Origin of the sequence: Streptomyces sp. Edi4, assembly GCF_040253615.1 — a bacterium.
Taxonomy (GTDB): Bacteria; Actinomycetota; Actinomycetes; order Streptomycetales; family Streptomycetaceae; genus Streptomyces.
In genome coordinates this window covers 7,724,670-7,736,260 of sequence record NZ_JBEJGY010000004.1, presented here as the reverse complement: position 1 = coordinate 7,736,260, position 11,591 = coordinate 7,724,670, and the positions used below count along the sequence as shown (strand labels likewise).

At 69.9% G+C, this 11,591-nt stretch carries 9 protein-coding genes and 1 pseudogene; 4 read left to right on the top strand and 6 right to left on the bottom strand.

Features of this window, described 5'->3' with window-relative positions; all coding sequences use genetic code 11:
- Positions 1-129 precede the first annotated feature (129 nt).
- Positions 130-645 (bottom strand): DUF1203 domain-containing protein, encoded by a 516-nt coding sequence (locus tag ABR738_RS36675; protein ID WP_350234322.1) that lies wholly within the window; start codon positions 643-645, stop codon positions 130-132.
- Positions 646-792: 147 nt separating this feature from the next.
- Between ABR738_RS36675 and ABR738_RS36670 the strand changes: the two genes are divergently transcribed.
- Positions 793-1,341: a DUF488 domain-containing protein gene (locus ABR738_RS36670; protein WP_350234321.1), complete on the top strand. Its 549-nt coding sequence runs from the start codon at positions 793-795 to the stop codon at positions 1,339-1,341.
- 89 nt (positions 1,342-1,430) lie between these two features.
- On the opposite strand, the gene ABR738_RS36665 is transcribed toward ABR738_RS36670, so the two are convergent.
- From ABR738_RS36665 to ABR738_RS36655, 3 genes are all read right to left on the bottom strand, one after another.
- Positions 1,431-2,072: a carbonic anhydrase gene (locus ABR738_RS36665; RefSeq protein ID WP_350234320.1), complete on the bottom strand. Its 642-nt coding sequence runs from the start codon at positions 2,070-2,072 to the stop codon at positions 1,431-1,433.
- A 208-nt stretch (positions 2,073-2,280) separates the two neighbouring features.
- Complete coding sequence (locus ABR738_RS36660; protein WP_350234319.1) at positions 2,281-3,345, bottom strand: sodium:calcium antiporter; 1,065 nt, start codon at positions 3,343-3,345, stop codon at positions 2,281-2,283.
- A gap of 78 nt (positions 3,346-3,423) precedes the next feature.
- A complete protein-coding gene (locus tag ABR738_RS36655; protein WP_350234318.1) occupies positions 3,424-4,593 on the bottom strand; it encodes a PP2C family protein-serine/threonine phosphatase in 1,170 nt (389 codons plus the stop codon).
- Positions 4,594-4,831: 238 nt separating this feature from the next.
- On the opposite strand from ABR738_RS36655, the pseudogene ABR738_RS36650 reads away from it, so the two are divergent.
- Positions 4,832-6,699: pseudogene (locus ABR738_RS36650) on the top strand (alkyl/aryl-sulfatase).
- Here ABR738_RS36650 and ABR738_RS36645 read toward each other — a convergent pair.
- Positions 6,689-7,894 carry a PucR family transcriptional regulator gene (locus tag ABR738_RS36645; protein WP_350234317.1) on the bottom strand — a complete coding sequence of 402 codons (1,206 nt, stop codon included), beginning with the start codon at positions 7,892-7,894 and terminating at the stop codon, positions 6,689-6,691. The pseudogene ABR738_RS36650 and the gene ABR738_RS36645 overlap by 11 nt on opposite strands.
- A gap of 248 nt (positions 7,895-8,142) precedes the next feature.
- Between ABR738_RS36645 and ABR738_RS36640 the strand changes: the two genes are divergently transcribed.
- Positions 8,143-9,366: a cation:proton antiporter gene (locus ABR738_RS36640; protein ID WP_350234316.1), complete on the top strand. Its 1,224-nt coding sequence runs from the start codon at positions 8,143-8,145 to the stop codon at positions 9,364-9,366.
- A gap of 351 nt (positions 9,367-9,717) precedes the next feature.
- Positions 9,718-10,194 (top strand): MarR family transcriptional regulator, encoded by a 477-nt coding sequence (locus ABR738_RS36635; protein WP_350234315.1) that lies wholly within the window; start codon positions 9,718-9,720, stop codon positions 10,192-10,194.
- A gap of 15 nt (positions 10,195-10,209) precedes the next feature.
- Here the strand turns inward: ABR738_RS36635 and ABR738_RS36630 are convergent, their stop codons facing one another.
- Positions 10,210-11,409, bottom strand: a complete 1,200-nt coding sequence (locus tag ABR738_RS36630; protein WP_350234314.1) for a PP2C family protein-serine/threonine phosphatase — start codon at positions 11,407-11,409, stop codon at positions 10,210-10,212.
- Between the last annotated feature and the right edge of the window lie 182 nt (positions 11,410-11,591).

Here is an 11,591-nt window from a genome sequence, read left to right as displayed (position 1 = left end):
CGTGCCTGGCCGATGGCAAGAACCGCTGGATCACCAGCGGTCCACTGCGGCAGGCGGTGACGGAGGCCTTGGCAGCCGCCGGCCCCCGCCCCGCCGGCCCCTGACAGCCGACGCGACCACTCCGCACGACTACCCCTCGGCAAGCTGCCTGCGCACCTCGAAGTGGAAGCATCCGTATTCAAGTGCCCTGACATGTACGAGCACGACGTCAGGATCGTTGAACGCGTCGTCGAGGGCCGCGTCGAAGGCAGTCGCGGCGTCGGCCGGAATCTCCAGAAGGCGGCCGCCCGCGATATGGCCCCGGGCGTCATAGCGCCGCACGGTCCGCAGAGCGCCCGGCCGCGCGAGGGGGTAGACCTCACCCGGGGTGAACCCGTCGCAGGCACCGGCGTGAATGAAAACGGGACCCTGCTCGTCGTACGCGCCCGGATCCACGCCACTCATGGCGGCCCAGCGGCGCAACGGGGCGTACGAAACAAGGGCGATCCGCTCGCCGGGTGTGATGGGCCGCAGGCAGCAGCGCAGTGGAGAGCCCTCGTCGTCGCTGGTCGCCAGGTACGGGGCGCAGGGACGGCCCGCGTCGTCGACGGACCGCAGTTCCTTCAGGACGGCTGCGTCAACGGGGAGCACGGTGTATTTGGTCATGTGCCCAGGCTGGATCGGCGCATGGGCTGTCGCTGGCGGGAACCGGACGTCACCTTGGTGTGTGCGCCCGCGCGCACCCCGAGTGGCCCCTGCGGGCGTCAGCCCCTCGCGCTGCGCCTTACGCGCTTTTTTGCAAGCATGAGAGGTGTGTCGGCTCACCCGTTGATCAGCTTCGGTCACAGCACGACGACTCGCGATCAGCTGGCCGCCCTGCTCCTGGGCGCGGGGATCGAGTCCGTGGTGGACGTCCGTACCGCGCCCGGCAGTCGGCGCAACCCCGACGTGATGCGCGAGGAACTGGCTCGATGGCTGCCGGGATATGGCGTCGAGTACCGGTGGGATAAAGACCTGGGCGGTTTCCGCACCGCCTCCCCCGATTCACCTGACGTGGTGTGGCGCAACGAATCCTTCCGGGGGTACGCGGGCTACACGCGTGACCCTCGTTTCCTCAGCGCGATGGACGATCTCCTGCCGCAGGCCGCCCTGCGCCGGACGGCTGTCATGTGCAGCGAGGCCGTCTGGTGGCGCTGCCACCGCAGGATCATCGCGGACTTCACGGTGCTGGCCCGAGGCGTACCGGTTCTCCACCTGATGCCCGATGGCAGGCTCACCCCGCATCGGCCGACCGCCGGCGTGCGCCTGCGCGACGACGGCCTCCTCGTCTACGACGACACGGCCGGAGCGGCTTCTGCCTGACGAACCGGTGTGCTCCCTTCTCATCCCCTGCTTGCCCTGCTTGCGCGACGCCACCCGGATCGGCTGGTACGGCGGGTTTACCGGAAGGATCAGGAGGCGACGTTCTCTGGCACCTCCACGCCCCTCGCGGTGACCAGACGCGCCGTACCGTCGACCAGCCGGTAGGACAGGCCCACCACCGCGGTACTGCCCGCGGCCACCGCGTCCGAGAGAACCCTGGAACGGTCGAACAACAGGTCCACGGTGTGCCGTATGTGCTCGGCGATGAACTCCTCGTCCTGCGTGTGGCCCGCCGCATGCGAGGCCAGCACGCTGGGAGTGACCCGCTCGATGACATCACGGACGTACCCGACGGCCGTCGTGCCGTCCTGGACGGCGGCGCGGGCGGCCGCCACAGCGCCGCACGCGTCGTGACCGAGCACCACGACCAAGGGACACCCGAGCACGCTCACGCCGTACTCGACACTCCCCAGCACCTCCGGGCCCATGACGTGCCCGGCCGTGCGCACCACGAACAAGTCCCCGAGGCCCCGGTCGAAGATGATCTCGGCGGCCAGCCTGGAATCGGAGCATCCGAAGAGGACGGCGAACGGATTCTGGCCGGGTGCGACCTCGGTACGACGAGCGGCACCCTGATTGGGATGCTCGGGCAGGCCGGTCAGAAACCGCTGGTTGCCGGCCAGCAGCATCTCGAGCGCGGCCCGGGGTGTTGGTGTCTGCACGTGGGTCATGACACGCAGGCTATCGTCCGCCGCAGCAGACTGGATGGTCGAGCCCGTCGGGACAGGATGGTGGAGCCCGGTCGGCAGTGCGTTGAGGGCGCCAAGGAGTCAGTACGTACTCGGCCAGTCAGGCGACGCGACACGCCTCGACACGGGCGTGGTGGTTCGACGGGTGGCTCGGTGAGCATCGGCGAGGCCGGCCTCCGCGGGGCACCGGTCAACCGCTGATGGTGGCGAGTCCGGCGATGCCCGCGGCGTACATGACTACGACGGCGAGGCTGTCGATTCCCATCCGCAGATACTGGCGTCGGGGCCTGAAGATGAGTCCGGCTACGTAGACGCTGGTAAGGACGGCGCCCAGGGCGGTGAGGTAGATGTCGGTGTGGTGGGCGGCGGGCAGAACCGGCTTGCCCGAGATCAGGGTGGCCAGCAGGAACAGAACCGGAAGGAAGGCGTTGCCGCCGAAGATGTCGCTGATGGCCAGTTGGTAGTCACCCAGTTTCGTCGAGGTCAGGCCGGTGCTGACCTCCGGCAGGGAGGTGGCCGCGGCCAGCACGGTGGCACCGAACAGAATCCCGGACAGGCCCTGCCGGCCGAAGAACTCCTCGCCGCTGCGTTCGATGACCACGCCGGCGACCAGTGTCGCCAGGGCGGCGGCGGCGAAGACGAGAGCGGCGCGAGTGGTGCCGACGCCCTTGGCGGTGGCGGACTTCTCCTTCTTTCCCTTGGAGTGGCCGCGCGGCTCCGGCTGGGCGTCCGGGGCGTCGCCGCCCGCGTGCCACGGCAGGCTCTTGCCCGCCCGGTTCGCCAGCAGCAGCCCGACGATCCACAGCGCGCCGATGGCCAAGGAGGCGGGGTCGAGACGGGCGAACGACAAGTCGCCGGGCAACTGAGTGCCCATCACGACAACGGCCAGCACGACGATCACCAGGACACCCTCAAGGACCAGGACCAGACTGGCCGCGAGCCGGGTCAGCGGGGCGCGAGGGCGTACTCCGGCAGCGTCGAGCACCACCAGGACCACGGTTTGTAGCGCGATACCGCCCAGGATGTTGCCGACCGCGACATCGAGCTGCCCGCTCATGGCGGCGCTCACGGTAATGGCGATCTCCGGGAGGTTCGTCGCGATGGCCAAGAGGATCAGCCCGCCCAACGCGCTGCCCAGGCGCAGCCGTTCGGACAGCACATCCGTCGTGTCGGACAGCTTGATGCCCGCGTACCAGATCACCGCCGCACTCGCGAGGAACAGCACCAGCAGCAACGGCGAACTCAAAGATCCCATGGCTCGACCCGTACCCGCAGCCACGAGTCCCATCACACCCGCATACACGGGACTTGACCGTGCCGGCGGCGGCGTGCTTTACGGGGTGCGAGGACCGTGCCAGTCCAGGCACAGCACGGTGGCGTCGTCCTGCACCTGGCCGTCGCAGGCGTCGCTGACCGCCGCGACCATGGTCCGCACGACCTCACGCGGATGCTCCGTGGCGGTGTCGCGCATGAGACCGCGCAAGTCGACGCTTGCCGCTTGACGTTCCTGCATGCCATCGGTGAGGAGTATGAGGCGGTCACCGGGACGCAGATCCAGGTCCTGTACGTCAAAAGCGCCCTGCACCGGAACACCGAAGGGGAGGTTGACGTGCAGTTTGACTTCCTCGACCGCGCCGTCGCGCAACCGCAGCGGCCAGACGTGGCCTGCGTTGACGAGCTGGGCTCTGCTCTCGTCCAGGGCTATGCGCAGCAGCTGACCGGTGGCGAAGGTGCGGCGACCGTGTTCGAGCAGGGCCAGGTGTGTCCGGCGGGCCTGTTCAGCGAGATCCAAGCCGGCGCGGCGGGCGCCGCGGGAGGCGTTGACCAGGAGGGTGGCCATGAGAGAGGCGTCGACGTCGTGGCCCATGGCATCGGTGATGGACAGGTGCAGCGTGTTCTCATCGAGGCTGTAGTCGTAGGTGTCACCCGCGATGTCGGAGGCGGGGACCAGGGCGCCGGCGAGGGAGAATTCGGCGGACTCGCACGAGGGCGCCGACGGCAGGAGCTGGCGCTGGATCTCCGCGGCCAGGGTGACGGAGGCGGTGCGGTTCCCCCAGTGATACAGGTCGGTGAAGCGGCGATCGGTGACGATGATGTAGGCGAGCGCGTGCGCGACCTCTTCGACCTGGTCCAGGACGTCCTGGGTGACGTGGTCCAGGCGTACCTCCAGCACCCCTATCGCGTCGCCGCGGTTGGAGACCGGCGCGAACACCCGCTGCTCACGGGCACCGTTCGCCACCGCCACCACCTTCTGGGTGCGCAGGACCTCGTTGTAGACGCTGCCGTCCAGAGGAACCCTGTCGGCGCCACGTTCCTGAGGTGCCGTTCCCTCCTCGTTGACTCGCAGCAGGCGCCTGCCGACAACGTCGACGAACAGGAACGACACATAGCGCGCGCCGAACCGCTCCCGCAGATTCTGCGCTACGACATCGAGCGAGCGCACGGGCGCCGCGGCCTCCGCCGCTGCCAGCACGTCGCCAAGTCCGATCCGATCACGCTCCACAGCGACCTCCCTGAGTTCAGGCCAATCTCCTTCCCCTCACCGCCCCGGGCATCACAGTCTCTCCACATGCCGAAGGCCACACCGGCTCGACGCGGAGACTGATCACCAGCTCGCGCGCGGCCACCGCCTGGCGTCCGGCGCTGCGGTTCCGGCCCCGGCTCCTGGTGTGACGTGTCAGCGGCTTCTCTGTGACGTGTCCTCGGGTGTTTTCCGCCCGGGGCCGTGAACATCGATGAGTATGAAAGGCAACGAGCAGGCGCCCAGGGACCACCGTCTGGCCTGGGAGGACGATCAGGACTTCGCCGACGCGAACCGCGGTCTTCTGGGCCGGCTCGAGCCCGGCAGGGTGACCGACACGGACGGAGGCTTGGTCTGGGACGCCGACGCCTACGGCTTCCTGGACGATGGCTGTCCGCCCACCGTGCACCCTTCACTGTGGCGGCAGAGCCGCCTGGTGGCGCGGCAGGGGCTGTACGAGGTGGTCCCCGGGATCTATCAGGTGCGCGGCCTCGACCTGTCGAACATCTCCTTCGTGGAGGGCGAACGCGGCGTCATCGTCGTCGACCCGCTGATCAGCGCGGAGGTCGCGGCCGCCGCGCTGGCCCTGTACCGCGAGCACCGCGGCGAGCGGCCAGTGACAGCGGTGATCTACACGCACTCCCACGTGGACCACTTCGGCGGAGTGCGTGGCGTCGTCGACGCGGCCCAAGTGGCGGCCGGGCGGGTGCCGGTCATCGCGCCGGTCGGATTCCTCGAACACGCGGCGAGCGAGAACGTCTTCACCGGTACGGCCATGGCGCGCCGGGCCAGTTACATGTACGGGGCGTCGCTGCCCAAGGGGCCCGCCGGACAGATCGGGTGCGGTCTGGGGCAGACCACGTCCACCGGCAGCGTCGGCTTGATCGCACCCACCCTGGACGTCACCCGCACCGGTCAGGAGGAGACCATCGACGGGGTGCGCATCGTTTTCCAGCTCACTCCGGGCACCGAGGCTCCGGCGGAGATGAACTTCCACTTCCCCTGCGGGTGCTGTGCGCCGCCGAGAACGCCTGCCACACCCTGCACAACGTCCTCACCCTGCGCGGCGCCCTGGTCCGTGACCCGAGCGCGTGGGCCCGCTACCTGACCGAGACGATCCGGTTGTTCGCCACGGACACCGACGTCGTCTTCGGCTCCCACCACTGGCCGACCTGGGGACAGGAACGCGCCGTCCGCTTCCTCGAGGAGCAGCGCGACGCCTACGCGTACCTGCACGACCAGTCCGTACGGCTGATCAACGCCGGGCACACGGGCGCGGAGATCGCCGAAGTGCTGCGTTTCCCTCCCGGCCTGGAGCGCGCCTGGCACGCCCGGGGCTACTACGGCTCGTTGAGTCACAACGCCAAGGCGGTCTACCAGCGGTACATGGGCTGGTTCGACGGTAACCCCGCCCACCTGTGGCAGCACCCGCCGACGGAGGCCGCCCGCCGGTACGTGGAGTTCATGGGCGGCGCCGACGCTGTCGTCGCCAAGGCGCGTGCGTCCTACGACGCGGGGGATCTGCGGTGGGTCGCGGAAGTGCTGGGCCACGTCCTGTTCGCCGAACCCGAACACGCCAAGGCGCGCGCTCTTCAGGCCGAGACGTTCGAGCGGATCGGGCAGGGCTCCGAGTGCGGCCCGTGGCGCAACTTCTACCTCATGGGCGCCGCCGAGCTGCGAGAGGGCATCCTCGGTACCCCGACGCGTTCGGCGCCGGACATCCTGGCGGCGCTCACCGTCGAGCAGATCTTCCAGTCGATGGCGGTACGGCTGAACGGGCCGCGCGCCGCCGGGGCCGGACGGCTGGTGCTGCGCTGGGAGTTCACCGACACCGGTGAGAACTGGACCCTGCTGCTGTCCAACGGCGCGCTGACCCCCATGCGGGGTGACGCACCGCGCGGCGAACGGCCCGTCGCCACCTTGCGGTTGGCGCGTACCACCCTCGATGCGGTCCTGGGTGGCCGCACGACGTTCGCCGCCGAGATCGCGGGCGGCGGGGTGGCGCTCGACGGCGACGCTCAGGCGCTGCTGACCTTCGCGGGACTACTGGACGCGCCCGATCCCGACTTCGCGATCGTCACCCCGTAGCGTCGGCGGCTCGCACGGACAGGGCCGCGAGTGCCAGTGCCGTGTCCCTTGGTGAGCCGAGGTCGAGGCCGGTCAATTCCTGGATCCGGGTGAGCCGGTTGTCCACCGAATTGGGGTGGAGGCGCAGCACGCGCGCGGTGGCCCGGCGGTCCTGTCGCCGACCCAGGTGGATGCGGAGGGTCTGGAGGAGTTCGGGGCGGCCGTCCAGCGGGGTGAGGAGGGCCGCGATCCCGTCGCTCGCGTCGCTCGGCCGGGACAAGTGGTACTCCAGCAGGACGTCGTCGAGCCGGTGCAGGCCTGCCGGCCGGCCGCACGCCCGGGCCACGCGGACCACCTCCGTCACTCGACGGCCGACCGCCGGAATGTCCCGCGCCGACTGTGCCCGGGCACAGGCCAGCCGTACCTCCGGGCCCACCGCCTCGCGCAGTGCGTCGAGAAGCCGCGGGGGTGCTTCGCCGCATCCGGGGACGACGACATGGCCGCCCCCGCCATCCAGCAGAGCGAGGGTTTCGGCGCCGAACGCCCGGTCGAGTGCGGTCTGGACTCGACGAAGCAAACGCCGTACCGCCACCGGCGAGCGCTCACCGGAGGGCGTCGGCTCCGTGAAGTGCGTGTACAGCACCAGCGTGGGCCCGGCCACCACGGGGTCGTCCGGATGCCTGGCTCCCTCGAGCAGGGCACGGGCGCGAGAACGGCGCTGCTCCTGCCGTTCCGCGACGAGAGCGGCCTGCTCATCGAGGTAGCTCTCGGTTACGGCGCCCACGACTCGGTCCTCCGCGGTGAACAGCGCCTCGGCCAGCTCGGCCAGGGCGTCCTGCTCCTCGGGGGCGGCAGCCTCCCGCAACACCCGCCACAGCTCCCGCACGCCCAGGCCGTACGTGCGCAGCAGCAGATGCAGCGGCATGCCCTCTTCGGCGCGCTGGGCGGCACGCTCCTGGAAGTGCTCCAGCGCGTCCGGGGCCGCTCCCCCGTCGGTGCCACGCAGGAACGACCGCATCGCGTGCCGGGCCGTCGCCGCGATCTCCACGTCTTTGACGTCGGCGGGCAAGCCGGAGTACCCGCGCAGTTGCTCGAACACCTCACGCGCCATGCGCCGGGCCAGTTCGTTCACCTTCGGCTCGCAGCGGGCGGCCAGCGCCACCGCGGCCGGGGAGAGGCCGGCCAACCGTCCGTGGTCGCGCGGATCTTCTCGCACCGTGGTCCACCTCGCCGCCGACTGTGAACGGTCACCGTACCCGCCGTACACGACCGTGACCCCGCCGGGTGTCGTCGCGGCCCTTTCCGCCATGACACGACACAGCCCCTGACAGGTCCGCGCACGGCTCCGGTTGGCGAACCACGTGAGTCCTGCCGGCCTTCACGCTGGTCAATCACGGCAAAACACCCGCGCGAGCCTCAGCACTCAAGTTGTCCGTTGTGCCCGATGCCATTTAGATACGAGGCATGTCGCAGCCCGGGACGCTCATCCTGATCATGGCCATCGCCGTCCTTGCGCCCCTGCTCGCCTACGGCCTCCGCCGCCGGCTCTCGGTCCCGCTGGTCATCTTCGAGATCGCGCTGGGCATCCTGATCGGCCCTGACGTCCTCGGCTGGGCCCATCACGACCAGGTCATCGACACCCTGTCGGACCTCGGTCTGACCATGCTGATCTTCCTCGCCGGGTATGAGCTCGACTTCGCGGCGGTCCGCGGTGACACCCTGCGCCGCTCGATCAGCGCATGGGTGATCTCCCTGGGCGTCGGGCTCGGCATCGCCTTTGCCCTCACCGGCGGTACCGCCGCCAAGAGCTTCGTCATCGGCACCGCGCTCACCAGTACGGCGCTCGGCACCGTCCTGCCGATCCTGCGCGACTCCGGCGACCTGCACAGCCGGTTCGGCACGACAGTCCTCGCCTTCGGCGCCGTAGGAGAGTTCGGCCCCGTCATCGCCATGGCTCTGCTCCTCAGCGGCCGAAAGCCCGGGGCATCCACCGCACTGCTCCTGGCCTTCGCCGCCGTCACCGCGGGCGCCGTCTTCTGGGCCCTGCGGCCCCGCCCGCCCTGGTTCTCCCACATCATCGACAAGACCCTGCACAGCAGCGGCCAGTTCGCCGTCCGCTACGTGATGCTCGTGCTCGCCGCCATGCTCGGCCTGTCCCATGCCTTCGGTCTCGACACCTTGCTCGGCGCCTTCGCCGCAGGGGTGATCACCCGCCTGATCCTGCGCAGCGCCGCGCCCGGCAGCAGCACGGAGGTGCTGGGCAAGATCGAGGCGATGGGCTTTGGCTTCCTCGTACCGCTGTTCTTCATCGTCACCGGAATCGACTTCAATCTCGACGCCCTCCTCGACGACGGCCGCCCTCTCGCCCTTCTGCTCGCCTTCCTCCTCCTCTTCCTGCTGGTCCGTGGCACGCCCCTCTACCTACTGGCCCCGCGCGACCTGTCCCGCAGGGACCGCACCGCCCTGCTCCTGCACGGCTCCACCTGCCTTCCCCTCGTCGTCGCCATCACCACACTCGGCCTTGACAACAAAACCATCACCACCGGCGAAGCCGCCGCCCTGGTCGGCGCGGCCATGGTGTCCGTCCTCGTCTTCCCGCTCCTGGCCCTCAGGCTCCGCGCCGGCCAAGCCATGTCGCACCCGTTCGCGTCCCGGCCGCGGCCGGGCGCGAGCGAGGAACCCTGGTGACGCTGTGATCGGCCGTTGCGGCCGCCGAGCCCCTGGGCCGCGGGAGGGGCGGTGCGTGCCGGTCGCGGTGAGAGGGGAGCCCCGACCGTCCGGCTTCCAGGACGAAGCACCGCGCGTACGTTTGCGATGGCCCGATGGGGACATACGCACGAGCAGCGTGTCCGGCGGGCGCGTGGCGGAATTTCACCTGACGGGCGCGGCGCACGCTTCGACCGTGCGGCAATCGACGTGAACAGGCATGGATTCCTCAGCAGGGGCATATTGGGTGGAGACCGCTCGGGGAGCGCCTGTTGACGAGAGCGATGAGCCCCTGAAGGGGACGTGCACCTGCTCAGTGGGAGAGACGGCCACATGGACCGTGCGGGATCTTCGGACAGCGATTCCCTGCACGCTGTCGCCCGGCAGGTGTCCGAAGCGGCAGAGGCGTTGGTCATGGCCTGGAACGGGGCGGCGCAGACGGCGGTCCCCCGCCTCTCCGCCCTCCAACTGGAGGCTCTGTCGGTCGCCCGCCGGTATCCGGGCATCAATCTCACCGGCCTCGCCGAACGCATCGGGGCCACGTCTCCCGCGGCCAGCAGGCTGTGCGACAGGCTGGAGGCGGCGGGGCTCCTCGACCGCCGGCGCACCTCGGCCAACCGCCGCGAGATCGAGCTGACGCTCACGGCGTCCGGCCGGGAAATGCTGGAGGTCTTGTCCGAACGCCGCCTCACGGCGATCAGCGACATTCTCCAGCGGGTGACCGTGGCGCAACGAGGAGCGCTCCTCGCGGGGCTGCGGGCCTTCACGGAAGCCGTGGAGGCCGAGGAGGCCGCGGTTCCCGAGCCCTGAACCCAGGCCTGACGCTCAATTCGCCGACGGTTGCTTTCCTCGCCAGTCCAGACAGACGACCGCCGCGTCGGCGGCGAGTTCCTCGCCCCCGTGGTACTGCATAAGCCCGTCCACCACGGCCCGCGCCGTTTCATGGGTCGAACCACCGCGAGCGGCGGCGATGGTCTCCCGCAGCGCCTGTTCGCCGAAGGGATCGCTGCCGGCGTTCTGGGCGGCGTGGACGCCACTGCTGACAATGATCAACCGGTCGCCGGGGTCGAGGGAGAACCGCTCCACGCGGTACTGGGTCTCTTCGAACATGCCGAGCGGGAGCTGGGCGTCGAGCTGGACGCGTTCCACAACGCCACTGCGCATGCGGAACAGTTGAGGAGATCCGGCGTCCACGACATCCGTCCGGCCGGTCGCCAGCTCGATGCGCAGCAGCAGGGTGGGGGCCGACACCCTGCCCACGTACTCACCGTAGACCGCCTGGTCGGCGAGGCATGCCTGGTCCTCGAGGGACATGCCGGCGCGGCGTGCGTTGCGCAGGGCGTTGACCGCGAGGTTGGTCAGAAGGGCCGCCTGGATGCCCTGGCCCTGGCCGTCGGTGACCGTGATGGTGAGCGCGTCGTCGGTGACGCTCCAGTCGAAGTTGTCACCGCCCACGGCGTAGGCCGGCTCCAGGTGGGCGCCGAGAGTGAACTCCTCCCGCGCGAAACCGCGCCCCGGCAGGAGCTGCCACTGCATCTCGGCGGCGAGCGTGAGGCGTCGCCGACGGCGCGCCTGGAGGTAGAGGTCGGTGTCGCGCTCCGCGACCAGCAGCTCGTGTCCCAGGGCGGTGGCGAAGGCCGCGAGATCCAGCACGCCCGAAGCGCCCTGGATCGCCGACTCGGGCAGGCGGATGGAGACAATGCCCAGCCGGTCGCCTCGTACCGTGATCGGTACATGCACCAGCACCATGTCCGGCTCTTCGGTGACTTCGACAACGGGTGCTTCGGCGGTGAAGGCGCGGCCGGCGGCGCTGCCGTCCCGGATGGTTGCCGCCTCGCCGGTGTGGGGCAGGTGGGTCACGGGCTGGAGGACGGTCAGACCGTAGTCTGCCAGCAGCAGCGTCACGTTCCTGGCTTGTACGTACTGGGCCAGCAGCGAGCGCGTCGTGGCCAGCAGGGCCGTCGGGGGCGCCTGGCGAAGGGCGTTTTCCGCGAGGCCGAGCCAGCCTGCCGGGTGCCTGTTCATGGCCTTCTTTCCCGTACACGAGCGAGCCTCGCCCCGGGCGGGCCGGACCATCGCTGTGTGTTCATCGACCGCACCCCATCTTCCTCACTTCCCGGCGGGAGTCCACCGGTCAGGAACGTCCATGGGGAGTGTTGCCGCCCGGCAATCGTATCCGGCGGCCGATGTCGGCGACGGGCGGACGG

What these genes read in the sequence shown, in the direction of transcription:
- ABR738_RS36675 (WP_350234322.1), bottom strand. Translation starts at nt 645, where the DNA reads ATGACCAAATACACCGTGCTCCCCGTTGACGCAGCCGTCCTGAAGGAA.
- ABR738_RS36665 (WP_350234320.1), bottom strand. Translation starts at nt 2,072, where the DNA reads ATGACCCACGTGCAGACACCAACACCCCGGGCCGCGCTCGAGATGCTG.
- ABR738_RS36660 (WP_350234319.1), bottom strand. Translation starts at nt 3,345, where the DNA reads ATGGGATCTTTGAGTTCGCCGTTGCTGCTGGTGCTGTTCCTCGCGAGT.
- ABR738_RS36640 (WP_350234316.1), top strand. Translation starts at nt 8,143, where the DNA reads ATGTCGCAGCCCGGGACGCTCATCCTGATCATGGCCATCGCCGTCCTT.
- ABR738_RS36635 (WP_350234315.1), top strand. Translation starts at nt 9,718, where the DNA reads ATGGACCGTGCGGGATCTTCGGACAGCGATTCCCTGCACGCTGTCGCC.
- ABR738_RS36630 (WP_350234314.1), bottom strand. Translation starts at nt 11,409, where the DNA reads ATGAACAGGCACCCGGCAGGCTGGCTCGGCCTCGCGGAAAACGCCCTT.